General features: G+C 70.7%; 24 protein-coding genes. 13 read left to right on the top strand and 11 right to left on the bottom strand.

Features of this window, described 5'->3' with window-relative positions; all coding sequences use genetic code 11:
- Positions 1 to 1,248 (top strand): RNA polymerase sigma factor, encoded by a 1,248-nt coding sequence (locus GA0070619_RS11765; protein WP_088948096.1) that lies wholly within the window; start codon positions 1 to 3, stop codon positions 1,246 to 1,248.
- A gap of 3 nt (positions 1,249 to 1,251) precedes the next feature.
- On the opposite strand, the gene GA0070619_RS11760 is transcribed toward GA0070619_RS11765, so the two are convergent.
- On the bottom strand, positions 1,252 to 2,352 hold the full coding sequence (locus GA0070619_RS11760) for a calcium:cation antiporter (protein WP_088948095.1): 1,101 nt from the start codon (positions 2,350 to 2,352) through the stop codon (positions 1,252 to 1,254).
- Positions 2,353 to 2,464: 112 nt separating this feature from the next.
- Here GA0070619_RS11760 and GA0070619_RS11755 point away from each other — a divergent pair, with 112 nt between their 5' ends.
- Together GA0070619_RS11755 and GA0070619_RS11750 are read left to right on the top strand one after the other, a co-directional pair.
- A complete protein-coding gene (locus GA0070619_RS11755; RefSeq protein WP_172862031.1) occupies positions 2,465 to 2,827 on the top strand; it encodes a metalloregulator ArsR/SmtB family transcription factor in 363 nt (120 codons plus the stop codon).
- A complete protein-coding gene (locus GA0070619_RS11750) occupies positions 2,824 to 3,339 on the top strand; it encodes an SRPBCC family protein (RefSeq protein WP_088948093.1) in 516 nt (171 codons plus the stop codon). Before GA0070619_RS11755 ends, GA0070619_RS11750 begins: the two co-directional genes overlap by 4 nt.
- Here GA0070619_RS11750 and mug read toward each other — a convergent pair.
- Positions 3,336 to 3,905 carry a G/U mismatch-specific DNA glycosylase gene (mug, locus tag GA0070619_RS11745; protein WP_088948092.1) on the bottom strand — a complete coding sequence of 190 codons (570 nt, stop codon included), beginning with the start codon at positions 3,903 to 3,905 and terminating at the stop codon, positions 3,336 to 3,338. The two genes, GA0070619_RS11750 and mug, sit on opposite strands and share 4 nt — an antisense overlap.
- Positions 3,906 to 3,979: 74 nt before the next feature.
- Here mug and GA0070619_RS11740 point away from each other — a divergent pair, with 74 nt between their 5' ends.
- Positions 3,980 to 4,723 (top strand): SAM-dependent methyltransferase, encoded by a 744-nt coding sequence (locus GA0070619_RS11740; protein WP_088948091.1) that lies wholly within the window; start codon positions 3,980 to 3,982, stop codon positions 4,721 to 4,723.
- A 37-nt stretch (positions 4,724 to 4,760) separates the two neighbouring features.
- A complete protein-coding gene (locus GA0070619_RS11735; RefSeq protein WP_157743980.1) occupies positions 4,761 to 5,570 on the top strand; it encodes a CPBP family intramembrane glutamic endopeptidase in 810 nt (269 codons plus the stop codon).
- 15 nt (positions 5,571 to 5,585) lie between these two features.
- On the opposite strand, the gene GA0070619_RS11730 is transcribed toward GA0070619_RS11735, so the two are convergent.
- The 3 genes from GA0070619_RS11730 to GA0070619_RS11720 form a co-directional block, all read right to left on the bottom strand.
- Entirely contained in the window at positions 5,586 to 6,449 is an 864-nt protein-coding gene (locus GA0070619_RS11730; protein WP_231927382.1) for a phosphatase PAP2 family protein, read from the bottom strand.
- Positions 6,450 to 6,553: 104 nt separating this feature from the next.
- The gene (locus GA0070619_RS11725; RefSeq protein ID WP_088948089.1) at positions 6,554 to 8,197 is read right to left on the bottom strand and encodes an MDR family MFS transporter; all 1,644 of its coding nucleotides are present in this window, start codon (positions 8,195 to 8,197) and stop codon (positions 6,554 to 6,556) included.
- Positions 8,194 to 8,667, bottom strand: a complete 474-nt coding sequence (locus GA0070619_RS11720; protein ID WP_231927381.1) for a MarR family winged helix-turn-helix transcriptional regulator — start codon at positions 8,665 to 8,667, stop codon at positions 8,194 to 8,196. Before GA0070619_RS11720 ends, GA0070619_RS11725 begins: the two co-directional genes overlap by 4 nt.
- A gap of 109 nt (positions 8,668 to 8,776) precedes the next feature.
- Between GA0070619_RS11720 and GA0070619_RS11715 the strand changes: the two genes are divergently transcribed.
- From GA0070619_RS11715 to GA0070619_RS11695, 5 genes are all read left to right on the top strand, one after another.
- Entirely contained in the window at positions 8,777 to 9,397 is a 621-nt protein-coding gene (locus GA0070619_RS11715; protein ID WP_088948088.1) for a TetR/AcrR family transcriptional regulator, read from the top strand.
- A 224-nt stretch (positions 9,398 to 9,621) separates the two neighbouring features.
- On the top strand, positions 9,622 to 11,193 hold the full coding sequence (locus tag GA0070619_RS11710; protein ID WP_088948087.1) for an MFS transporter: 1,572 nt from the start codon (positions 9,622 to 9,624) through the stop codon (positions 11,191 to 11,193).
- A 70-nt stretch (positions 11,194 to 11,263) separates the two neighbouring features.
- Positions 11,264 to 12,247 (top strand): Lrp/AsnC family transcriptional regulator, encoded by a 984-nt coding sequence (locus tag GA0070619_RS11705; protein ID WP_197699638.1) that lies wholly within the window; start codon positions 11,264 to 11,266, stop codon positions 12,245 to 12,247.
- Positions 12,248 to 12,672: 425 nt separating this feature from the next.
- Positions 12,673 to 13,851: a ThuA domain-containing protein gene (locus GA0070619_RS11700; protein ID WP_088948086.1), complete on the top strand. Its 1,179-nt coding sequence runs from the start codon at positions 12,673 to 12,675 to the stop codon at positions 13,849 to 13,851.
- 88 nt (positions 13,852 to 13,939) lie between these two features.
- A complete protein-coding gene (locus GA0070619_RS11695) occupies positions 13,940 to 16,768 on the top strand; it encodes a PQQ-dependent sugar dehydrogenase (RefSeq protein ID WP_088948085.1) in 2,829 nt (942 codons plus the stop codon).
- 119 nt (positions 16,769 to 16,887) lie between these two features.
- Here GA0070619_RS11695 and GA0070619_RS11690 read toward each other — a convergent pair whose 3' ends face one another.
- Complete coding sequence (locus tag GA0070619_RS11690) at positions 16,888 to 17,472, bottom strand: hypothetical protein (protein ID WP_088948084.1); 585 nt, start codon at positions 17,470 to 17,472, stop codon at positions 16,888 to 16,890.
- Between the two features lie 270 nt (positions 17,473 to 17,742).
- Here GA0070619_RS11690 and GA0070619_RS11685 point away from each other — a divergent pair, with 270 nt between their 5' ends.
- Positions 17,743 to 18,657: an NAD-dependent epimerase/dehydratase family protein gene (locus tag GA0070619_RS11685; protein ID WP_088948083.1), complete on the top strand. Its 915-nt coding sequence runs from the start codon at positions 17,743 to 17,745 to the stop codon at positions 18,655 to 18,657.
- Here GA0070619_RS11685 and GA0070619_RS11680 read toward each other — a convergent pair.
- The 3 genes from GA0070619_RS11680 to GA0070619_RS11670 form a co-directional block, all read right to left on the bottom strand.
- Complete coding sequence (locus GA0070619_RS11680) at positions 18,654 to 19,094, bottom strand: GNAT family N-acetyltransferase (protein ID WP_088948082.1); 441 nt, start codon at positions 19,092 to 19,094, stop codon at positions 18,654 to 18,656. The two genes, GA0070619_RS11685 and GA0070619_RS11680, sit on opposite strands and share 4 nt — an antisense overlap.
- Before the next feature lie 45 nt (positions 19,095 to 19,139).
- Positions 19,140 to 19,343 carry a hypothetical protein gene (locus GA0070619_RS11675; RefSeq protein ID WP_088948081.1) on the bottom strand — a complete coding sequence of 68 codons (204 nt, stop codon included), beginning with the start codon at positions 19,341 to 19,343 and terminating at the stop codon, positions 19,140 to 19,142.
- Between the two features lie 152 nt (positions 19,344 to 19,495).
- Positions 19,496 to 20,362, bottom strand: coding sequence for a LysR family transcriptional regulator (locus GA0070619_RS11670; protein WP_088948080.1), 867 nt, complete (start codon positions 20,360 to 20,362; stop codon positions 19,496 to 19,498).
- A 158-nt stretch (positions 20,363 to 20,520) separates the two neighbouring features.
- Between GA0070619_RS11670 and GA0070619_RS11665 the strand changes: the two genes are divergently transcribed.
- Positions 20,521 to 21,240 (top strand): SDR family oxidoreductase, encoded by a 720-nt coding sequence (locus GA0070619_RS11665; protein WP_088948079.1) that lies wholly within the window; start codon positions 20,521 to 20,523, stop codon positions 21,238 to 21,240.
- Between the two features lie 121 nt (positions 21,241 to 21,361).
- Positions 21,362 to 21,856, top strand: a complete 495-nt coding sequence (locus tag GA0070619_RS11660; RefSeq protein WP_157743979.1) for a GNAT family N-acetyltransferase — start codon at positions 21,362 to 21,364, stop codon at positions 21,854 to 21,856.
- A 24-nt stretch (positions 21,857 to 21,880) separates the two neighbouring features.
- Here the strand turns inward: GA0070619_RS11660 and GA0070619_RS11655 are convergent, their stop codons facing one another.
- Complete coding sequence (locus GA0070619_RS11655) at positions 21,881 to 22,201, bottom strand: VOC family protein (protein WP_231927380.1); 321 nt, start codon at positions 22,199 to 22,201, stop codon at positions 21,881 to 21,883.
- Between the two features lie 627 nt (positions 22,202 to 22,828).
- Positions 22,829 to 23,230, bottom strand: a complete 402-nt coding sequence (locus GA0070619_RS11650; RefSeq protein ID WP_088948078.1) for a hypothetical protein — start codon at positions 23,228 to 23,230, stop codon at positions 22,829 to 22,831.
- Between the last annotated feature and the right edge of the window lie 96 nt (positions 23,231 to 23,326).

Below are 23,326 nucleotides of genomic sequence, written 5' to 3'. Positions count from 1 at the left end.
GTGCCGCAGACACCTGTCGAGGACCTGCTGCGCGAGCTGGCGCCGCAGGTCCTCGGCGCGCTGGTACGTCGCTACGGGCATTTCGACACCGCCGAGGACGCGGTGCAGGAGGCGCTGATCGCGGCGGCGGGCGGTTGGCCGCGCGACGGCGTACCGGACAACCCGCGCGGCTGGTTGATCACCGTCGCGTCCCGCCGGCTGACCGACCTGCTGCGCCGGGAGCAGGCCCGCAGGCGGCGGGAGGACACGGTGGCGCGGTGGGTGCTGCCGGAGCAGTGGCGCGCTCCGGCGGCTGACCAGCCGACGGCCGACGCGGACGACACGCTCATCCTGCTCTTCCTGTGCTGCCACCCGGCGCTGTCGCCGGCGTCGCAGATTGCGCTCACGCTGCGCGCCGTGGGCGGGCTGAGCACCGCCGAGGTGGCGCGTGCGTTCCTGGTGCCGGAGGCGACGATGACCCGGCGGATCAGCCGGGGAAAGCAACGGATCCGCGACAGTGGACTGCGGTTCGCGCCGCCGACCGGCCCGGAGCGCGCGGACCGGCTCGCCGCCGTGCTGCACGTGCTCTACCTGATCTTCACGGAGGGGTACGCGCGCACGGCCGGCCCCGGGTTGCTGCGCGCCGACCTGACCGCCGAGGCGATCCGGCTGACCCGCCTGGTGCACCGGCTGCTGCCCGACGATCCCGAGGTCACCGGGCTGCTCGCGTTGATGCTGCTCACCGACGCCCGCGCGCCGGCCCGGCTCGGGCCGCACGGCGAGTTGGTGCCGATGGCCGAGCAGGACCGGAGCCGGTGGCGGGCCGACCAGATCGCCGAGGGGGTCGAGCTGATCACCGGGGCGCTGCCGCGCGGGGTCGTCGGGCCCTACCAGCTCCAGGCGGCCATCGCGGCGGTGCACGACGAGGCGTCCAGTGCGGCGGCGACCGACTGGCCGCAGATCACCGCCCTGTACGAGGTGCTGCTCGGCATGTCCGACAACCCGGTGGTGGCGCTCAACCACGCGGTGGCGGTGGCGATGAGCCGCGGGCCGTCGGCCGGCTTGGCGCTGCTCGCCGACCTGGCCGACGATCCCCGACTGGCCGACGACCCACGGCTGCCGGCCGCCCGCGCCCACCTCTGGGAGCTGGTCGGTGAGCGGGTCGCGGCGCGGGAGGCGTACCGGATGGCGGCGTCGCGGTCGACGAACCTGGCGCAGCAGCGCTACCTGAACGCCCGCGCGGACCGCCTCGCGGGCGGCAACGTGTGACGGTCAGGGGCTCGCGGCCAGGAAGACGAAGGCGGCCATCAACACCAGGTGTACGCCACCCTGCAGCACGTTGGCCCGACCCGGCACGACGGTCAGCACCGCGGTCACGGCGGTCAGCGCGAGCAGCGCGAGCTGGGTGCCGCCTAGGCCGAGCAGCAGCGGGCCGTCCAGCCAGATCGAGGCGATCGCGATGGCCGGGATGGTCAGGCCGATGCTGGCCATCGCGGAGCCGAGCGCGAGGTTCAGGCTGGTCTGGACGCGGTCTCGGCGGGCGGCGCGGGCGGCGGCCAGGGTCTCCGGCAGCAGCACCAGCAGGGCGATGATCACGCCGACAAACGCGTGCGGCAGGTTCGCCGCCGCGACCCCGGCCTCGATGGTCGGGGAGACCGTCTTGGCGTCGCCGACCACCGCGACCAGCGCCACCAACAGCAGGCCCAGGCTCACCAGCGCGGCGCGGGTCGTGGGCGGTTTGGCGTGCTCCTCCGTCTCGATGACCTTGCCCCGGCTGTCGACCGGCAGGAAGTAGTCGCGGTGCCGGCCGGTCTGCACGAGCACGAACAGCCCGTACAGGGCCAGCGACGCGACGGCGGCGAAGACGAGTTGGGCCGGGCTGAACTCCGGGCCGGGGCGGGCCGTGGTGAAGCTGGGGATGACCAGGCTCAGGGTGGCCAGGGTGATCACGGTGGCCAGCGCACCGCCGGTGCCCTCCGGGTTGAACACGGCCACTCGGCGGCGCAGCGCCCCGAGCAGCAGGGACAGGCCGAGTATCCCGTTACAGGTGATCATGACGGCGGCGAAGACGGTGTCGCGGGCGAGCGACTGGGTCTTCTCCGGCCCGCTGATCATGAGCGTGACGATCAGGGCCACCTCGATCACGGTGACCGCGACGGCGAGCACCAGGGACCCGTACGGCTCCCCCACCCGGTGGGCGACCACCTCCGCGTGGTGCACGGCCGCGAGCACCGCGCCGCCCAGCAGCACCGCGACGAGCACGATGACGGGCCCAGGCAGGCTCCGCCCCCAGGTGACCATCAATATCAGGACGGCGAGCACAGGTACGACAAACGTCCAGTCGGTCAAGCGGGAGCGAAGGAGGGCGGCCATGCCTTACAGAGTGCCAGGTCAAGTGATCATGTGCCCACCATCGACGCGGCGAAATGCGGCCGTCCGTGGCCTTCACCACGCTAACCCGTAACCGATAGGTTACGCTTCCCAGGTGAACGAGGTGGCCACCGCGATCGCGGATCCGGTACGACGGCACATCCTGACCCTGCTGCGCGACGAGCCGTTGTCCGCGGGTGACATCGCCCAGCGATTCGTGATCAGCCGACCCGCGATCAGCCGCCACCTGCGGCTGCTGCGCGAGAGCGGTCTGGTGCACGATGAGATGGTCGGCCGACAGAGGATCTACCGATTCGATCCGCGCCCGCTCGCCCCGCTGGTCGACTGGCTCGCCGCACTCGCGGCCCCCGACCGGTGGGAGCGGCACCTCGACGCGTTGGAGACCGAGGTCTATCGCACCCGCCGAGAGCGCCGCAGCCGCGGCCCGGCGGAGCACCGAAGGGAGCACACGGCATGACCCGTACACCCGCCGGACGCCTGTTTCGCACCGCCACCGGCCACGATCTCGTCCTGACCCGGACGTTCCGCGCCCCGGCGACGGACGTCTGGGCCAGCCTGACCGAGTCGGAGCGCACGGCCCGCTGGTTCGGCCCCTGGAAGGGCGACGCCGCGCCCGGACGGACCATCCAGGTTCAGATGGCGTACGAGGAGCAGCAGCCCTGGTGTGACGTGCGCATCGACGCGTGCGAACCAGAGCGACGCCTCGCCGTGTCGATGATCGACAGCTACGGGACCTGGCTGCTGGAGATGGTGCTGACCGAGACCGACGGCACCACCGAGCTGCGGTTCGTCCAGCACCTCACCAGCGTGGAGGGCATCGCCGAGGTCGGCGCCGGCTGGGAGTACTACCTGGACATGCTGGTCGCCTCCCGGGACGGCTCACCCCTCCCCCAGTTCGACGACTACCACCCCACGATTCAGCCCTACTACCAGGCGCTGGCCGCCGAGGCGTCCACCCCGCACGCCTAACCGTCGATCTCCTGGCGCAGCTTGCCAAACTCGGCGGTCAACGCCGGCAGCGGAAAGTGCGCGTTCAGACCGCTGGGGTTGGGCAGCACCCAGAGCCGGGCCGGGCCCAGCCGGTCCGGCTGCGGACCCAGCCCGGCCCGGGGTCGGACGAAGGCGATCCGGTACGCGGTCACCCCGAGGATGGCCACCCACCGCGGCCGGTACCGCTGCGCCTTCACCGCCAACCCCGTCACGCCGGCCACCAGCTCCGCCGACGTCAGTTCGTCGGCGCGGGCGGTGGCCCGGTTGCTCAGGCTGGTGATGCCCAGGCCCTGGCGCAGCAGCTCGTCGTGTTCCCACGGGTGCAGCTCCCGGTCGGTGAAGCCGCCGCCGTGCAGGGCCGGCCAGAACCGGCTGCCTTTGCGGGCGAAGGGCAACCCCACGGCGGCGGAATAGAGGCCCGGGTTGAAGCCACAGAACAACACCCGCAGGCCGGGGCCGATCACGTCCGCGAGGCCCCGGCCGGCCGCCGCCGCCACCTCCTGCGGGGTCGGCCGCCGAAACGGCCCCGCCTGCTGCGCGCCCATCTGACCGATCCTGCCGTACGCCGGAGTGTCGGACCCGGCGCACGCCGACGATCACGCCTTGACACCCTCAACGCATGCAGTCAACCGACCACCTCGCCGCCAGCCGCTACGCCCGGATGCGCTGGAACACTCCGCTGTCGCAGGAGCACGCGGCGTTGCTGCTGCAACGACTCGACGTCCGCCCGGGCGCGCGCGTGCTCGACCTCGGCTGCGGCTGGGGTGAGCTGCTGCTGCGGGCGGTCGCCGCCGGAGGCGTGTCCGGCCCGGTCGCGACGAGGGGCGTCGGCGTCGACACCGACGACGCTGCCCTCGCCCGGGGGCGGCGGCTGGCCGCGGGGCGGTCCCTGAACCGGCACGTCGCCTTCGTGATGGGCGAAGCGGCGGCCTGGCAGGAGCCCGCCGACCGGGTCCTCTGCATCGGCTCGGCGCACGCCTTCGGTGGCACCGACGCCGCCCTCGACGCCCTCGCCAGGGTGGTCCGGCCCGGCGGAAGGCTGCTGTTCGGTGAGGCGTACTGGGAACGTCCCCCCACGCCGGCTGTCGAGCAGACCTTCGGAGCGGAGGTCACGGATCTGCCGGGGCTCGTCGAGGCCGCCCGTGACCGGGGATGGCGGGTGCTGCACCTGAGCACCGCCGACCAACGGGAATGGGACGACTTCGAATCCACCTGGCTGGCGGGCCGCCAGGAGTGGCTGCTCAGCTACCCGGAGGACCCCCGGGCGGCCGACGTCCGCGCGGAACTCGACGACCGCCTGCGCGAGTACGTCGACGGCTATCGCGGCGTTCTCGGCCTCGCCTACCTCGTCCTCGGTCGCTGACCGGTCGCCCTTGCCACCGCTGGCTACGCTGCGCGTGGTGAGCGCCGGACCTCGTCTCGCCCTGCCCTGGCGGGTCCTCGTCGTGTCCGTCGGCGCGGTGCTGGTGTGGCTGCTTGTCGGGGCTCTTCTCGATGGCGACTACGACCGCCCGACCCATGTGGCCAGGGCCATCCTCACGACGGTGCTCGTCGTCCCCCTGGTGGTGGCCGCCCGTCGCCTGCTCGACCGTCGCCCCTGGACCGGTCTCGGGCTGCCCTCCGTGCGCACCGGTTGGCGACGACTGCTGCTCGGCATGGCCTGCTGGCTCATCCCCGCCGCCGTGGGGTTCGCGCTCTGCCTCGGCTTCGGTTGGGTCGAGATCCGCCTGCGCACCTCCGCGGCGCACGTCCTGGGCGTGGCGGCGCTGCTGGTCGTCCTCGTCTTCCTGTACGAGGCGCTGCCGGAAGAACTCGTCTTCCGCGGCTACCTTCAGCGCAACCTCGCCACCCGGTTACCGGCCTGGCAGGCCGTCCTCGGTCAGTCCGTGTTGTTCACCCTGTTCGGGTTCCTGGTCGGCGCCGCCACCTCCCCCGACAGACTGCTGCTGTTCTTCGTCTTCGCTCTGCTCCTGGGTGGCTTCCGGGTCGCCACCGGCGACATCTGGGCGGGCATCGGATTCCACGTGGCCTTCCAGACCGTCGCCCAACTGTTCGGCGACGTGGGCGCCGTCTTCGACGTGACCGGATCGGGCGTCCTGGGACTGGTCGCCATGGGTGCCCTACCGTTCACGTTCGGCTGGGCAGCCGTGCAACGGCTGCACCGCGACCGCCTGAGCTGGCAGGCACGTGAACCGGAGCCGACCGGCTGACGAGCACACCAACGGTCATGGCGTTCGCACGACGTCACCAGCGTCGGCTCGCCGGGGTGGGTGACCGGGCGGCGCCTGCGGAGCCGGTACGCGCTGGCGGGGCCATCCGCCCGGGCGCCGCGTCGGCGGGTGGGTGGGCTGGTCGCCGGCGCGGGGCCTGGGCAGCACCAGGCAGACGATGGCGAGCAGCACGGCCGCGACGATGCCGTCGAGCCAGTAGTGGTTGCCAGTGGTCACCACCACCAGCAGGGTGGCGAGCGGGTGCGCCAGCCACAGCCACCGCAGGCGCCCGCCGGTCACCGCGATGAGCGCGACGGCCACGGCGAGGGCCCAGCCGACGTGCAGGGAGGGCATGGCGGCGTACTGGTTGCTCAACGCGTCCGTGTCGGGTGGGCCGTAGACGGCGGGCCCGTAGCGGCTGCCCGTGTCCACCATGCCGGTCAGGGCGGTCAGTCGCGGCGGTGCCAGCGGGACCAGGAAGTGCAGCGCCAGTGCGGCCGCGGTGAGCCCGGCGAGCATGCGACGCGTCCAGAGATAACGCACGGGGTGTCGTACGTACAGCCAGACCAGACAGAGGACCGTGGCGGGGAAGTGCACGTACGCGTAGTAGCCGTTGGCCAGGTGCACCAACAGCTCGTGGGAGAGCACCGGGCGTTGGAAGGCGGCCTCGTCGGGCAGGTGGAACAGGCGCTCCAACCGCCAGATCCACTCCCCGTTTCCCACAGCGGTCGACACCCGGTCGGCTCCCGCCACCCGAGCCGCCTTGTAGATGAGAAACAGTGCGGCGACGAGCCCCAGCTCACGGAGAGCCCGGCGCAGTGCGGCGGCTCGCCGGGCGGGTGCCGCCGGCCGCGCCGCTGGCAGCTCCGCGGTATCCACAGACCCCTCGATTCGGTGACGTTCGCTCGTACCGGTCCTGGCTGGACAGAACGGGGCCGCCGCCGTCTTCGGACGGCGGCGGCCCCGGGTCGGACGGCCCGACGTCAGCGTCGGGGGGTCGGTCCGTCGTGCGTGGTGTCGGTGCGCACCTGGTCGAAGGCGGGTGCGCCGTCGATCGCGTCGGCGGCGACGGCGGTCGACGTGGCGGCGTCCGGCAGGTCGAGGCTGGTCCGCAGGGTGATCGGCTTGAGCAGGAGCGCGGCGACGATGCCGACGACCCCGATGGCGGCGGAGATGAGGAAGATGTGTCCGGTGGCGTCACCGTACGCGGCCCGGACAATGTCCTGGACCTGCTCAGGCAGGGCGGTGATGTTGAGGTTGCTGCTGCCACCCGCGCTGCCGGAGGTGGGGATCCCGGCGGCGGCGAGGTCGTGGGTGATCTGGTCGCTGACCCGGCGGGCGAGGACGGCGCCGAGAACGGAGACGCCGATGGTGCCGCCGAGCGACCGGAAGAACGCGACGCTGGAACTGGCCGCCCCGATGTCCTTGAGCGAGACCGTGTTCTGGACGGCGAGAACGAGGTTCTGCATGGTCATACCGACGCCGACACCGACGATGAACATGGCGGCGCCGACCAGGACGAGCGACGTCTCGTGGTCGATGGTGCCGAGCAGGGCGAACCCGGCGACGAGGAGGATCGAGCCGGCGACGATGTACGGCTTGATCTTTCCGCTCTTGGTGATCAGCCGACCGGCGACGATCGAGGAGCCGAGGACGCCGGCCATCATCGGGATGGTGAGCAGGCCTGCCTCGGTCGGGCTGTAGCCGCGGCCGATCTGGAAGTACTGGCCGAGGAAGACAGCACCGCCGAACATGGCCATGCCGACCGCGAGGCTGCCGAGGATGGCCAGCGCGGTGGTGTGCTGACGCACGATGCCGAGCGGGACGACCGGCTCGGCAGCGCGCGACTCGACCCAGACCGCCAGTGCCAGCAGGACGAGCGTGCCGCCCACCATGGCCGCGGTCTGCCAGGAGGCCCAGGCGAACGAGCTGTCGACGAAGGAGATCCAGATCAGCAGCAGACTGACGCCAGCGGCGATGAGACTGGCACCCAGGTAGTCGATCTTGACGTTCTCGCGCCGTGCGGTCGGCAGGTGCAGGGTGGCCTGGAGCAGGATCAGCGCGATGGCGGCCACCGGCACGCCGACGAAGAAGCACCAGCGCCAGCCGAGCCAGGACGTGTCGACGATGAGGCCGCCGAGCAGCGGACCGCCGACCGTCGCGACGGCCATGACTCCACCGAGGTAGCCGTTGTAGCGGCCCCGCTCGCGCGGCGGGATCATGGCCGCGATCGCCACCTGGACGAGGGCCTGCAGGCCGCCGACCCCGATGCCCTGGAACGCGCGGGCGGCGATGAGCTGGCCGGCGCTCTGCGAGAAGCCCGCGATGACCGAGCCCACCAGGAAGACCACGATGGCGACCTGGATGAGGGTCTTCTTGTTGAACAGGTCGGCCAGTTTGCCCCAGATCGGGGTGGTTGCCGTCGCGGTGAGCAGGGTCGCGGTGACCACCCAGGTGTACTGGGTCTGCGAGCCGTTCAGCGATCCGATGATCTTCGGAAGCGCGGTCGAGACGACCGTGCTGCTCAGCATCGCGACGAAGAGCACCAGCAGCAGGCCACTGAGCGCTTCCAGTGTCCGCCGATGGGTCATCGGCTCAGCGCCGGCCGTGATGGTGGGTGCGCTCATCGCGCGGCCTCCAGGTTGTCGTTGTCGTTGTTTCCGAGGGCGACCTCGATGTCGCCGGTGAACCGGCCGAGGGCGGCACTGAGCGCCGCCACCTCGTCGGGAGTCCAGTCGGCGAGCGCTCGTTCGAGCACCTCGCCGTACCAGCGGTGGCTGTCGGCCAGGGCGGCACGGCCGGCCGGGGTGACCGCCAGGAAGGTCGCCCGCCTGTCGGTCGGGTCCGGCCGCCGCTCGACCAGGCCGTGCGCGACGAGCGCCGCGACCGAGCGGCTGACGGTCGACGCGTCCAGCCGAGTGCGGTCGGCCAGGTCGCGGGCGTGGCAGTCGCTGGAGAGCTGATCGATCTGCACGAGCATGCCGAGCATGCCCGCCGGAATCGCCGGGCGTTCGTCAGCCCGGCGCTGCTTCAGCAGTCGAACGCTTCTGACCAGGTCGTACAGGCGAAGGCCGAGTTCACGAGCGCCGCTTTCCACGTCTGCTCCCACACAAGAGTTGGTTGCCTCAAGCAAGCATTCACCGATCTTGCCCACTAGGCAAGTTTGCTCATTGAGAAGTCGCTCACCCGCACGTACCCTCGGTGCGATGGACGAGACGACCGGTCTGCGGGAGCGCAAGAAGGCGGCCACCCGTCTCGCCCTGCACGAGGCGGCCCTCCGTCTCGCCGCCGACGAGGGCATCGACGCGGTGACGGTCGAGGCCATCGCCGACGCCGCCAACGTCTCGCGGCGAACCTTCTCCAACTACTTCTCGAACAAGGAGCAGGCCCTCTTCCACGGCGACACCATGCGCCTGCACCGGCTGTTGCAGCTGATCCGCGAACAGCCCGTCGACGAGGCGCCGTGGACCGTCCTGAGCCGGGCAGCCGAGCGCCTCACCGAGGAGGTCTTCGGCGGTTCCGAGCCCTCCTGGCTGACCCAACGCCGGAAGCTGCGCGGGCACCCCGGTCTGGCCCCACACCAGGTGGCGGCGTACGCCGCGATCGAGCGCGAGCTGGCCGCGGAACTCGCCCACCGGCTCACCGACGACGACGTGGCACTGCGCTCCCGCCTCCTGGCCGCGACCTTCCTGGCCATCCTCCGGGTCGCCGTCCAGCACTGGATCGAGCATCCGGGCGACCCGATGGCGGAAACCGTCCGGACCGCACTCGCCGCGGCCGCTCCTGCGGCGGCGCACCGGGGCCACCGGACCAGCACCGGCACCTGACCCCGCTCTCCGATCCCCGCAGAGTCCCCAGGGCCTTCGTGCCTCCGGTTCGCCCACGGGCTCAGCTCCCGCTGGCCGTCCGGGAATGTCGGAAAGCCTCGCCTCCGGGGGCCGATCCGTCGGTATTCCGGGATTCGACGCGATCGGCGGGCGACGCACCTCAACGGCACGGATGCTGACACGTCGGCCGGACACCCGGTCCGCCGAAGAGGAGCTGCGCGCAGATGGCAACAACGGACAAGGCGTCGGGAGACCGGCTCGGCGCGACACTCGTCATGGCCTGCCTGGGGGTGTTCGTCGCATATCTGCCGGTGACGACGGTGTCGGTGAGCCTGCCGGCGATTCAACGAGGGCTGAACGCGTCGACCGCCGACCTGTCCTGGGTGTCGGACGCCTTCGTCCTGCCGATGGCCGCCCTGATCCTGACCGCCGGCGTCTTCGGCGACGTGCACGGGCGCAAGAAGGTCTTCCAGGCCGGCCTGCTGTTCTGCGCGATCGGCGCGTCCGTCGCGCTGTCGGCGCAGTCGATCGCGATGGTCTGGGTCGGCCAGGCGCTGGCCGGCGTGGGCGCGGCCGCTCTGCTGCCCGCCACGCTGGCGCTGATCAGCCACGCCGTGCCGGACCCGAGGAAGCGCGGCCGGTACATCAGTCTCTGGGCCACCTCCCTGATGCTCGCCCTCGCGCTCGGCCCACTCCTCGCGGGGGCGATCCTCGAGCACGCGTCCTGGCGGTGGATCTACCTACCGGCCATCCCGCTCGCCCTGCTCACCGCCCTGATCGCCATTCCGCTGGTGACCGACTCGCGGGCGCCGGGAAAGCGGCACCTGGACTGGCCGGGACAGATCACCGCCGCCCTGGCCATCGTCGCTCTGGTCTTCGCCGTCATCGAGGGCGGCGCCGGCTCGTTCACCGACCCCGTCGTGCTCCTGGCGTTCGCCGTGGCCGCGCTCAGCCTCGCCGCGTTCCTCGTGATCGAGCGGCGGAGCAACTCGCCGATGCTGAGCCCCGCCCTGTTCGCCAGCCGCGGGTTCAACGCCACCGCCGTGATCGCCGCCGTCAGCTTCATGGGCGTGATCGGCAGCATCTTCGTGCTCAGCCTCTACCTCGGCCTGGTCCAGCAGCTGTCGACCATGGAAGCGGCGCTGCGGCTGCTGACCAACACGGCGGTCCCGGTCGTCGTGGGGCCGCTGATCGGCCGCCTCATGCACCGCGTGCACGTGCGCTGGCTGCTCAGCGCCGGCCTGTTCATCGCGGCGATCGCCCTTTTCCTCCTCAGCGGCGTCGACGCCGACACGTCCTTCGGGCAGCTGAGCTGGCGGCTCGCGCTGTTCGGGCTGGGCCTCGGCGCGGTGCTGACCCCGATGACCGCGACCGCGGTCAGCTCCGTACCGTTCCAGCTGGCCAGCATGGCCGCGGCGGCGAACAACGCCTTCCGCCAGGTCGGCGGCGCGCTCGGCCCCGCCGTCCTGGGCGCCCTGCTGACCAGCAGGGCGGCCAGCTCCCTGCCCGGACACCTCGCCGACGCCGCGGTCAGCGATGACCACCGGCAGGCCGCGACCGCGGCGATGGACGACAGTGGCTTCCAGGCGGTCGCCGCCGTCGACTACGGCGCTCAGCGGGACGTCGCTCTGAACGCCCTCGACAAGGCGTTCCTCGACGGCTTCCACCTGTCCCTGAGCGTGTCGGCCACGCTGATGCTCATCGCCGCCCTGGCCGCGGTCCTCCTGCTGGGCCACCCGCGCCCGGTACGCGGCCCACAGCCAGCCGCCCAGCGACCCGAATCCGTCCCGGCCTGACCTCGCCAACCGAAGGACGGCGGCGTCACCGGCTCCTACGCTGGTGACGCCGACGACGATCAGGAAGACCGTGACTCCTTCCCTGGACCAGCTCGACCTGCAACTGCTGCAGGCCCTGCAACTCGACGGTCGCGCCCCCTTCAGCCGGATCGCCGCCGCCCTCGGCGTCTCGGACCAGACCGTCGCCCGCCGTTTCCGCCGCCTGCAAACCCAGGCAGGGCTACGCGTGCTGGGCATGACCGACGAGAGCCGCGTCGGCCGCTCCAACTGGATCGTCCGGCTCCGGTGCACCCCGGACATGTCCGAACGGCTGGCCGACGCCCTCGCCCGCCGCCCGGACACCTCCTACGTCGCGCTGATCTCCGGCGGCAGTGAGGTGGTCTGCGAGATAAGGCCCCGCAGTCGCGCCGCCCGCGACGAACTGCTGCTGGGCCGGTTGCAGCGCACCCCACGGGTGATCGGGTTCAGCGCACACTGCCTGTTGCACCGCTTCTACGGCGGTCCCCTGCGCTGGCTGCAGAAGGCCAACGCCCTCAGCGCCGAGCAGGAGGCGGCGCTGCGCCCCGCGCCGCTGGACGCGGCCGCCCCGGGCACCGTCACGGTCGACGACACCGACGAGGCGCTGCTCGCCGCGCTGTTCCGGGATGGCCGGACCGGCCTCGCCGACCTGCAGAGAGCGTGCGGCCAGTCCGAGGACGTGGTGCGGCGCCGCCTGGATCGGCTGCGCGGCAACGGCGCGCTCTACTTCGCCGTGCAGTATCTGCCGGAACACGTGGGCCGCGAGATCGGCGCGATGCTGTGGCTGACCGTGGCGCCGTCCGCGCTGGCCGCGGCCGGGCACGCGCTCGCCGAGCACGCGGAGGTAGAATTCGCCGCCGCGGCCACCGGCCAGGCCAACATCATCGCTGCCGTCCGGTGCCGGGGCACCGAGGAGCTGTACGCGTACCTGAACGACAAGATCGGCGCGCTGGACGGCATCCGCACCGTCGAGACCGCGCTGATGCTGCGCCAGATCAAACAGCTGGCGCTCGCGCCTGCGGCCGTACCGGACTGAAGAGTCCCGGTGGCACCGTCCAGTGGGTGGTAGCCGGCGGGCACGGGCTTGACGGAGCGCAGACATCGGAGGTTTACTGCGTCAGCGATGCATGTCGATGAGCTTCGATCGTCCACATTGGCCGGCTGAGGTCGTCGTCGCTGCCATCGTGAACGCGTCGTCGCCGTCGCGCCAGCCGTCTCCTGGCACTGTCGGCAGCGATGCGACGCTCCCCCCTCGGCGGGCGGGGAGCACCCGGCACGGCAACCCGCACTGCGCAGCGTCGCGCTCCCCCGCAGGACGATCCCCACCGGCACGGCACCACCCCGCACCATCTCAGCCGAGCATCGGCGGCCCGGCTCCGTACCACCGCCATCTCGGCCCCGGCGAGCCCCCACAGCTCCGTGACGCGCGCCCGGGTCGACGCTCAGCAGAGGAGCAAGAGCATGCGTTCCCGTCCCCGTCTGTTAGCACTCGTCACCGGCCTCGCTGTGTTCCTGACCAGCCTGGTGGCCCTTCCGACGCCGGCCTCGGCGGCACCGCTGACCAAGGTCCTGGTGTTCAGCAAGACCGCCGGCTTCCGACACTCGTCCATCCCGAACGGCATCGCCGCGATCCAGCAGCTCGGCTCCGCCAACGGCTTCACCGTGACCTCGACCGAGGACGCCGCCCAGTTCACCACCAGCAACCTGGCCCAGTACCAGGCGGTGGTCTTCCTGTCGACGACCGGTGACGTCCTCAACGCCAGCCAGCAGACGGCCTTCGAGTCGTACATCGCCGCTGGTGGCGGGTACGTCGGCGTGCACGCAGCCGCCGACACCGAGTACAGCTGGCCGTGGTACGGCTCGCTGGTCGGTGCATGGTTCGACTCGCACCCGGCGATCCAGACCGCGACCGTGAAGATCGAGGACCGGACGAACCCGTCGACCGCCCACCTGAGCGACACCTGGGTCCGCTCCGACGAGTGGTACAACTACCGCACCAACCCCCGGTCCAGCGCGCGGGTCCTGGCCAGCCTCGACGAGTCGTCCTACAGCGGCGGCAACATGAGCGGCGACCACCCGATCACCTGGTGCAAGGCGTACGGCGGTGGACGGGCCTGGTACACGGGCCTCGGGCACACCGAGGCGTCGTACACCGACCCGAACTTCACCCGGATGCTGCTCGGCGGCCTCCAGGTCGCCGCGGGCTCCGTCACGGCAGACTGCTCGCCGCGCACCACGACTCCGCCGCCGAGCGGCTCCACGCTGCGGGCCCGGGCCAACAACCAGTACGTCAGCGCGCTCAACGCCACCACCGCGCTGATCGCCAACCGCAGCAGCGTCGGCACCACCGAGCGGTTCGACCTGGTCAACCTCGCCAACGGCAACGTGGCGCTGCGCTCCAAGGGCAACGGGCAGTTCGTCGCCGCCGAGAACGCCGGTGCCGCCGCGCTGATCGCCAACCGGGCCACCGCCGGCGCGTGGGAGACGTTCCAGCTCGTGCGCAACTCCGACGGCACGGTGAGCCTGCGGGCCACTGTGAACAACCGTTACGTCGCCGCCGAGAACGCGGGCGCCTCCGCGCTGATCGCCAACCGGACCTCCATCGGTCAGTGGGAGAAGTTCGACCTCGTCACCGGCTGACCTGGTCCCCCGCACGTTCCCCACGATCCCCATCTGGTCGTGGTGCGCCCCCGCGCGCCCGTCCACCGGTCGTCGAGAAAGGACGATCATGCTTTCGTACCCCCGGCGCTGGCCCCGGGCTCTCCTCGCGGCGGTCACCACCGTCGCGAGCGTGACCCTGGCTGTGGCCGCACCGTCGACCGCCCAGGCGGCGGTCATTCCCGCCTCCGACTATCAGCAGGTCAAACTCGCCACCGGCTCGGCCGAGCTGGGTGAGGCCATGTCCCTGGCCGTGCTGCCCAACCGCTCGGTGCTCCACACCGCCCGCAACGGTGTGCTGCGGGTGACCGACGTGGCCGGCAACACCAAGGTGTCCGGCACCCTGTCGGTCTACACCCACGACGAGGAGGGGTTGCAGGGCGTCGCCGTCGACCCCAACTTCGCCAGCAACCGGTGGATCTACCTGTACTACTCGCCCACGTTGAGCACGCCGTCCGGGGACGCACCGACCACCGGCTCGCAGTCTGACTGGGACCGGTGGAAGGGGCACCTGCGGCTGTCCCGGTTCACGCTCAACAGCGACGACACGCTCAACCTTGGCAGCGAGAAGATCGTGCTCCAGGTCGCCAACGACCGTGGGCAGTGCTGCCACGTCGGCGGTGACCTGGACTTCGACGCCGCCGGCAACCTGTACCTGACCACCGGCGACGACACCAACCCGTTCGAGTCGTCCGGCTACGCGCCGCTGGACGAGCGGACCAACCGCAACCCACAGTTCGACGCCCAACGCTCGGCGGGCAACACCAACGACCTGCGGGGCAAGGTGCTGCGGATCAAGCCGCAGGCGGACGGCACGTACACCATCCCGTCGGGCAACCTGTTCGCGCCCGGCACGTCGGGCACCCGTCCGGAGATCTACGCGATGGGTCTGCGCAACCCGTTCCGGATGAGCGTCGACAAGGCGACCGGTGTCGTCTACCTCGGCGACTACGGCCCCGACGCCGGGAGCACGAACTCCAGCCGTGGCCCGTCGGGTCAGGTCGAGTTCAACCGCATCGCGGCGCCCGGCAACTACGGCTGGCCGTACTGCACGGGCGCCAACACCAGCACGGAAACATACAATGAATACACCTTCCCGTCCGGGCCGTCGCAGTCCAAGTACAACTGCACGGGCGGGCCGACGAACAACTCGTTCCGCAACACCGGGCTCGGCACGCTGCCCGCGGCGAAGCCGGCCTGGATCAAGTACGCGGGTGACTCCGGCTCACCGTCGGAGTTCGGCAGCGGCTCGGAGTCACCGATGGGTGGGCCGGTCTACCGGTACGACGCCTCGCTCAACTCCAGCATCAAGTTCCCGGCGTCGCTGAACGGCCAGTTCTTCGCCGGCGAGTACGGCCGCCGCTGGATCAAGGCCATCGCGGTCAACTCCGACGGCTCCCGGGGGGAGATCTCCAACTTCCCGTGGAGCGGCACGCAGGTCATGGACATGGCCTTCGGCCCGGACGGCGCGCTCTACGTGCTGGACTACGGCACCGGCTCGAACAACCAGGCGCTGTTCCGGATCGAGTACATCGGTGGTGGCAACCGCAGCCCGATCGCTGTCGCCTCGGCGAACCCCACGTCGGGGGCCAACCCGTTGACTGTCACCTTCTCGTCGGCCGGCAGCGCCGACCCCGAGGGTGGGGCGCTGAGCTACCTGTGGACGTTCGGTGACGGCACCACGTCGACGGCGGCCAACCCCACCAAGACGTACACCACGAACGGCACGTACTCCCCCACGTTGAAGGTCACCGACCCGACCGGCCTGTCCGGCACGGCGAGCCTGGTCATCACCGTCGGCAACACGGCCCCGACGGTGACGCTGACCGCGCCCACCGACGGGCAGTTGTTCAACTTCGGTGACACGGTGCCTTACCAGATCTCGGTGAGCGACCCGCAGGACGGCACGATCGACTGCTCCAAGGTCAGCCTGACGTACGCGTTGGGCCACGACAGCCACGCCCACCAGATCACCTCGAAGAACGGGTGCAGCGGCTCGATCACCGTGCCGACCGACGGGGAGCACGACTCGGCGGCCAACATCTACGGCGTCTTCGACGCCGCCTACACCGACAACGGTGGGCTCACCACGCACAGCATCAAGACCCTGCAACCGAAGCACCGGCAGGGTGAGCACTTCAGCGCCCAGTCCGGCGTCCAGGCCACCGACCACACCAACGCCGAGGGTGGCCGTACCGCCGGGTTCATCGAGAACAACGACTGGATCTCGTACCAGCCGTACAACCTGTCCAACGCGACCCGGTTCACCGCCCGGGTCTCCTCGGCCGGCGCTGGCGGCACCATCGAGGTCCGTGCCGGCTCCGCGACCGGATCCCTGCTGGGCACCGCCACGGTGCCGGTGACCGGTAGCTGGGAGACCTTCGTCGACGTCTCCACCGCCATCAGCAACCCGCCCAGCGCGTCGACCTCGCTGTACCTGGTGTTCAAGGGCGGCACGGGCAACCTGTTCGACGTCGACGCGTTCACCTTCACCACCGGCACCACCACCCCCAGCGGGGGGATCACGCTGCGGGCGCAGGTCAACAACCAGTACGTGTCGGCGGTCGGCACCAACCCGCTGATCGCCAACAAGGCCAGCGTCTCGACGACCGAGCAGTTCGACCGGGTGGACGCCGGCAACGGCAACATCGCCCTCCGGTCACGCGCCAACGGGCTGTACGTCTGCGCCGAGAACGAGGGCGCGGAGCCGTTGATCGCGAACCGCACGACGGTCGGACCGTGGGAGACCTTCCAGATCATCACCAACTCGGACGGGACGGTCGGCCTGCGGGCACTGGCCAACAACCAGATCGTGGCCGCCGAGGACGCCGGGGCGGGGGCGTTGATCGCCAACCGCACGTCGGTCGGCTCCTGGGAGAGGTTCGTCCTCACTGGCTGAGCGACGGAGCCCGGCCTGGTCGGTGGCCGGGCCGGCCCGCTGATCCAGAGTGGGAGTCCGGGGCGGGCGGTGACATCCGCCCGCCCCGGTTTCTCTCGCCGTCGTCTCGGGGTGCGGACTCAGGAGTCTGCCGGCACCCCTGCCTCGAGCTGACCGATCATCGGCGCGAGGAGGTCGTTGAGTTCCCGGGCCAGCACCGCCACGGCTCGGCGCGCGGTGAGCGCCACGGAGTCGTCCGGACCGTCCGGGGCGGGCGGCAGGTCGTCGAGCGGGAGCGGTGCCTCCACCTGGAGCATCGCCCGCAGGTGCGGGCTTCGCGTCTGATCCTGCTCCGTCGGTGTGGTGAACTGGCCGAACAGCTGGGGCCAGTCTCGCCAGCCGCGGTCGCGCTGCCACTGCTTGGTCCAGGTGAGCTCGGCCGGCCAGCCGGAGACCACCGTCACGGCGCAGACCATGCTGCCGTCCCACGGGCTTCGCGTGCAGGTCGCCGACACGATCCGCCGGTGCCAGCGGACGAAGCCGGGCGACAGCTCGCCGGCGATCCGCCAGGCCGTCGCCGCGAACTCGACCGGGGCGATGTCACCCCAGGTCACGGCGAACTCGTCGATCCGCCCCAGCACCTCGGCCTCGTAGCGGCCCCGCCCGTCGGTGCCGTGCTCACGGTCGAACTGCTCATCCAGCCAGAAGGCGCGCGGCTCCGGCATCGTCTCCCCCGTTCGTCGCGATGGCACCCCGCCTTCGCACCCGGCCCCGGTTGGTGAGGACGGTTCCCGGCACGGTGCGGAGGGTGCCGCAGTCAGGCAACCGTCACTGACCGTACACGAGCTGACCACATTGGATCGGCTGTTCGCGCTTGGCGTGAGCGGTGCGACGTCGGAGCGCACCGGGCATCGGCGGCGGGATTCCGCCACTGCAAGCTCGATGACAGCCGTGGCGGCTTGACAAGTACCCGGATCCAGAGTGGACGATGCACCGTGCGAATTCTCGTGGTGGGTGGCAGTGGCCTGATCGGCGCTCATGTCGTGGACGTGCTGCGCGAGCGCGGCCATGCCACCACCACTGTGGCGCGTACCGCCCATCCGGGCGTCGACCACCTGCTCGATGTCGGGTCCGCCTCGATCGAGGAACTGCGGCCGTTGCTCGCCGGGCACGACGGCGTCGTGTACGCCACCCGCACCGACGAGCAGAAGCCGTTGCCCAAGCCGATCTATCCGGAGTTCCGCCGCGACAACGTCGAACCGGTGGTACGCCTGTTCACCGCCGCCCGCCTGGAGGGCCTCACCCGCGGGGTCGTGATGGGGTCGTACTACACCTATTTCGACCGGCTGCATCCGCAGTGGCGGCTCGCCGAGCGTCACACGTACATCCGTTGCCGGCTGGAGCAGGCCCGCGAGGGACGCGCGGCAGCCGGCCCGGATCTGCCGGTCGCCGTCCTCGAACTGCCCTTCGTCTTCGGTCGGGCCGGTGACCGGCTGCCGAACTGGGCCGGGCCGCTGGACCGGTGGGCCCGCTCCCGTACACCTCTGGTCGCGCCGACCGGCGGAAGCGCCGCGGCCTCGGCCCGCAGCGTGGCCGAGGTCGCGGCCGACGCCCTGGAGCAGGCCAGCGGCGCGGACATCCCGGTCGCCGACGAGAACCTGACCTGGGCCGACATGATCGCGCGCATCGCGGACGCGGTCGGCCGACGCCGCCGGGTCGCCCGGCTGCCGGCCGGCGCGGCGAAGGCCGCGCTGCGCCTCGGCAGCGCGCTACAGGCCCTCGCCCGCAAGGAGTCGGGCGTCAACCCCAGCTACCTCGCCGATCTCCTGCTCGCCGAGCTGTTCATCGAGCCGACGACCGGCCGGCCGCTGGATCCGGCGCTGCGGGAGACCTTCGCCCGACAGGCCTAGGCCGGTGGTCGGGCGAGATAGGCGGTCTTGACGTCGGGCGAGAACCCGCAGGCGCGGTAGAAGCCGTGCGTCGCGGGGTTGCGCGAACCCGTCATCAGCATCGCCTTGTAGCAGCCCGCGTCCCATGCAGCCTGGAGCGTGTCGGCCATGATCTGCCGCCCCAGACCGGTGCCTCGCCGTGATTCCTCCACGACGACGTTCTCGATGACGGCGTACGGGGACGCCGACCGGCTCAGGTTGGGGATCACGTTGAGGTACGTCGAGGCGACGACGGCCCCGTCCAGTTCGAGGACGAAGAGGTGCAGCCCCGGTGAGCCGAGGATCTGCCGGAAGACCGCCGCGCCGGAGTCATCGTCCAGCACCGGATCGTCCGGGTTCAGCTGTCGGTAGAGGCGGATGATCTGCGCCAGGTCGTCAGGCCGAGCCGCACGGAACATGCAGTGAGCGTAACCAGAGCCGCCACCGCGGCCGCTCCCACGTCGCTACCGATCGACGCGTCTCATGCTGCGATACACCACGGTGATGATCAGGAAGAGCGTCCCGACCAGCACGAGGGTGATCACGGCGTTGACCGCCACGGGCAGGTCCTGAACCAGGTACTGCTTCACGTAGTTGCTGCAGAGGATGACGGGGACGTAGATCCACCAGGGTGCCCACTTGCCGTTCGGTTGCTCTTCCCCGCTCACGGACGACCTCTTTCGACAGTGCTGCCAGGACCCCCGCCGACCGTGCGGCGACGCTGCATCCACCCTGGCCCCGAATGTCGGCCGTGCCATCGACGCGGGGAACGAGAACGGCCTCATCAGTTGGTACCACGACCCGACCCGGACGCCGTCGCTCACGCCTGCGCCTGCCGCGCGGCGATCTCGACGAACTCCCGCACCAGCGGCGACCGGTCGTCCTCGGCCCAGGCCAGGCACACCTGGTTGTGCCCGAGGTCGCCGACGGACACATGGACGACGTCCGGCCTGGTGTAGAACGTCGCGGTCGACAGCGGCAGGATCACCACCCCGGCGTAGGCGGCGACGTGTTCCAGCTTCTCCTCGACGGAGTTCAGCTCGGGTCGGGGGCGGGGGTCGGGATCCGTCGGACGGTTCGGCAGGTCCCGCCACTCGGGCACCGCGTCCGGGTCCTGGAGCAGCCGCTCCTCGACGAGCTCGGCCAGGTCGACCGATTCCTTCCCGGCCAGGCGGTGCTCCTGGGGCAGGATCACGACACGGGGTTCGGTGAACAGGGGGCGCAGGCTCAGGCCGCGCTGGTCGATCGGAAGCCGCACGTAGCTGACGTCGGCGCGCCCCTCGCGTACCACCTCGGCCTGGTCGTTCCAGGAGGTACGGACGACACCGACGGACAGGTCGGGGTGCCGATCGGCGATCGCGCGAGCCTCGGCGGTGACGATGATGCCGGGCATGAACGCGATGGTGAACGTCGGTCTGCCGTGCGCGGCACGTTGCACCCGCCGGTGCAGTGCCTCGGCGGAGGCGAGCAGCGGACGAGCGTCGGTCAGGAGTTGGCGGCCGGCCTCGGTCAGCACGGTGGAGCGACGATCACGGACGAAGAGCTCCGCGCGGAGTTCGTGCTCGAAGGCCCGGATCTGGCGTGACAGGACCGGCTGGGCGATGTGCAGCCGCGCGGCTGCCCGACCGAAGTGCAGCTCCTCGGCGACCGCCACGAAGTAGCGCAGCTTGCGCAGATCCACGTCCATCCGGTCCCCGTCCGGTTCGGGTTGCTGATCGTTCCACGATACCCACCGGCTTCATGCTCATCGGGTATCACAGCAGGTGAAAGAGGTCTTGGACGCGGGCGTCGGGGTCGACGCATGGTGGGAACCGTCTTCACCACGAACCCCGGAAGGACACGATCATGAACCTCAGCGACCAGCGTGTCGTCGTACTCGGCGGAACCTCGGGAATCGGGCTCGCCACCGCCACCCGGGCCGCCCGCGAGGGCGCCCAGGTCGTGGTCGCCTCCCGCAACCGGCTCAGCGTCGACCGCGCCCTGGCGACCCTGCCGACCGGCACCCAGGGGTACGTCGCCAACCTCACCGACCCCGGCGACGTGGCCCGGCTGTTCCAGGGCCTCGGGCCGTTCGACCACCTCGTCTACACCGCCGGTGAGCCGCTCGCGCTGATGTCCGTCGACGCCCTCGACCTCGCCGCCGCCCGTACCGCCTTCGACCTGCGCTACTTCGGCTCCCTGTCGGCGGTCAACGCGGCACTGCCGTACCTGCGCCCAGGTGGGTCGATCACCCTCACCACCGGCACCGCCAACCACCGGCCGAGCGCCAGCTGGTCGGTGGCGGCCAGCATCACCGGGGCGATCGACGCGCTGGTCCGCGCGCTCGCCGTCGAACTCGCCCCGATCCGGGTCAACGCCGTCTCCGCAGGCGTGATCCGCTCGCCGCTCTGGGACCCGCTTCCGGAGGAAACCCGAGAGCAGATGTACGCCCAGCTCAGCGGGTCACTGCCGCTCGGTCGGGTGGGCGAGCCGGAGGAGGTTGCCGAGGCCTTCGTCTACCTGCTGCGGGCGACCTATGCCACCGGCACGGTGGTGACCGTCGACGGCGGCACCCTGATCGCCTGAGCCGGACTCGATCACGTCGATCATGGAGTTGTGGTGCCCGGAACACGGCAAACCTTTACCTTTGTCACCCACCACAACTCCATGATCGACAGAGTGCCTGGTTCTGTGGCAGGGTTTGGCGGTGAAGGACTTCGGTGTCCGCGCGGCCAGCTCGGCAGATCGCGCGTTCCTGATCGACATGCTCACGGCGGCAGTGAACTGGTTGCCGGAGCGCAACTGGCCCCGCGAGCAGATCCTGGCTGACCCGGCGCTGGCGCACTACGTCACCGGTTGGATGCGGCCCGACGACTTCGGGATGGTCGCGACAGAGCCGGCGGATCGGCCGATCGGCGCAGCCTGGTTCCGGTACCTGACCGCCGCCGACCCGGGTTACGGGTACGTGAGCGACGACGTGCCGGAACTGACCATCGGTGTGGTGGAGTCGTGGCGGGGCCAGGGGGTGGGTCGGGCCCTCCTGCGCGCCGTCCTGAACGCCGCGCGCGAGCGCGGCGTTCGCACCGTCTCGTTGAGCGTGGAAAGGGCGAACGTCGCCAGACAGCTGTACGTGGCTGAAGGGTTCCGCACTGTCGAGTCGTTCGAGAACGCGGACACGATGGTCGCCGAGATCCAGGCCTGACGCTCACGAACACCCGCCGGGCCCTCACCTGAGCTGCTCGGCCAGCCCGACGATGATGCCCTCGGGACCGCGGACGTAGCAGAGCCGAAAGATGTCCTCGTACCGCTCCAGCTCGCCCACGAGGTCCGCGCCACGGGCACGTAGGCGGGCGACGACGTCCTCGATGTCGTCGACGGCGAACATGATGCGACGAAGACCGAGCGTATTCGCCGGCGCGTCCCTGGGCTCGGGGCTGATCGCCTTCGGCGTGTGGAACATCGCCAGCTCGACCTTGCCCTGGCCGTCCGGGGTGCGCAGCATCGCGACCTCCTGTCGGACGTCGTCGACCCCGATGACACGCTCCACCCACCGTCCCTCTGCCCTCCAGCTCCATGCCCAGTTCGACGAAGAACGCAATGACAGCGTCGAGGTCCTCGACAACGATGAGGACGTTGTCCATCCGCTGGATCGCCATGCTGGATCTCCCTGGTCCGGTACGGCCCCTGTGGCCGCATCCTCCCCCGGGACGGAGCCGCCCGGCCGTTCTCGACACAGGTTTCGTCAGTCAGTGGCTGGCCCCCTGTCGGGCCAGGGCCCGGGTCGACGGCCACGGCCGGCAGGGCCAGGTCCGCACGTTAGAGTCCGGCCGTGGACAGCGGCACGTCCCTCGGTGTTCGCCGTCGTGACGGCCACGACGACGGTGCTGTCGTCGACAACCCAAGTAGTTCCTGGCGATTGTGCGGGCGCATTAGCGGCTCGGCCCAGTTGTCTCGATCGAGTCGTCGGTTCTGAAGAACCGCACGGAGGCCGACACGAGCAGCTGCTTGTCGCGCTGGCTTAGTTCCGGGAGTCGTCTACCAACGGCTTGTCGAAGAGGTCCCCACCATCGGGGGAACCCGGTGGTGCAGGAACTTCTCTCGCCGGTGTGATGCCCCTCGCCGCCGCGCTCGTTGTTGTCCTGCAGGCAAGCAGGAGGATGCGGGTGGTGAAGCGTCAGCGGTTCCTGCGGAACTCAACGAGGTCGCAACTGTCGGGATCGCCTTCGAACCGGTACAGCCAGGGCTCAGCGCGATCGCCTGAAATCCACAGTTGGGTATCCCCGAGCCTCAGATCCTCGCTGGTATCCGAGGCGACATCGAGGGTCCAGGTGCCTTCTGCGGTGCGTTCCACGAGATCGGGCGGCACGTTGCTGGCGCCATAGTGACCGTCTTCGCGTAGCTCGATCTTCGCGCCGCCAGAACTGGTGTAGACACCTGCCAGGTCCGACACGGTGATGTCCGAGGGTGGACCGGGCGCGCATCCGAGGTACCGGGAACACCCTGCGGTCGCCGGCACGACCACGATGAGCGACAGGGCGGCGGCGAGTCGCCAGGCTCTTCCCACCAGAGGCTCCATCCTGCCCGGAGGATACGGGGTCGGGCGGCAGTGGAGTCTAGCAGTCACCTTGATCCACACCGGACCTGAATTGGTGAGGCCTCGGCTCCGACGGTC

Source organism: Micromonospora zamorensis (assembly GCF_900090275.1).
Lineage (GTDB): Bacteria > Actinomycetota > Actinomycetes > Mycobacteriales > Micromonosporaceae > Micromonospora > Micromonospora zamorensis.
This window is presented reverse-complemented; position numbering and strand designations above follow the sequence as displayed.

Coding starts and splice junctions, on each gene's coding strand:
- GA0070619_RS11760 (WP_088948095.1), bottom strand. CDS start 2,352: ATGGCCGCCCTCCTTCGCTCCCGCTTGACCGACTGGACGTTTGTCGTA.
- GA0070619_RS11750 (WP_088948093.1), top strand. CDS start 2,824: ATGACCCGTACACCCGCCGGACGCCTGTTTCGCACCGCCACCGGCCAC.
- mug (WP_088948092.1), bottom strand. CDS start 3,905: ATGGGCGCGCAGCAGGCGGGGCCGTTTCGGCGGCCGACCCCGCAGGAG.
- GA0070619_RS11740 (WP_088948091.1), top strand. CDS start 3,980: ATGCAGTCAACCGACCACCTCGCCGCCAGCCGCTACGCCCGGATGCGC.
- GA0070619_RS11725 (WP_088948089.1), bottom strand. CDS start 8,197: ATGAGCGCACCCACCATCACGGCCGGCGCTGAGCCGATGACCCATCGG.
- GA0070619_RS11715 (WP_088948088.1), top strand. CDS start 8,777: ATGGACGAGACGACCGGTCTGCGGGAGCGCAAGAAGGCGGCCACCCGT.
- GA0070619_RS11710 (WP_088948087.1), top strand. CDS start 9,622: ATGGCAACAACGGACAAGGCGTCGGGAGACCGGCTCGGCGCGACACTC.
- GA0070619_RS11700 (WP_088948086.1), top strand. CDS start 12,673: ATGCGTTCCCGTCCCCGTCTGTTAGCACTCGTCACCGGCCTCGCTGTG.
- GA0070619_RS11695 (WP_088948085.1), top strand. CDS start 13,940: ATGCTTTCGTACCCCCGGCGCTGGCCCCGGGCTCTCCTCGCGGCGGTC.
- GA0070619_RS11690 (WP_088948084.1), bottom strand. CDS start 17,472: ATGCCGGAGCCGCGCGCCTTCTGGCTGGATGAGCAGTTCGACCGTGAG.
- GA0070619_RS11680 (WP_088948082.1), bottom strand. CDS start 19,094: ATGTTCCGTGCGGCTCGGCCTGACGACCTGGCGCAGATCATCCGCCTC.
- GA0070619_RS11670 (WP_088948080.1), bottom strand. CDS start 20,362: ATGGACGTGGATCTGCGCAAGCTGCGCTACTTCGTGGCGGTCGCCGAG.
- GA0070619_RS11665 (WP_088948079.1), top strand. CDS start 20,521: ATGAACCTCAGCGACCAGCGTGTCGTCGTACTCGGCGGAACCTCGGGA.
- GA0070619_RS11650 (WP_088948078.1), bottom strand. CDS start 23,230: ATGGAGCCTCTGGTGGGAAGAGCCTGGCGACTCGCCGCCGCCCTGTCG.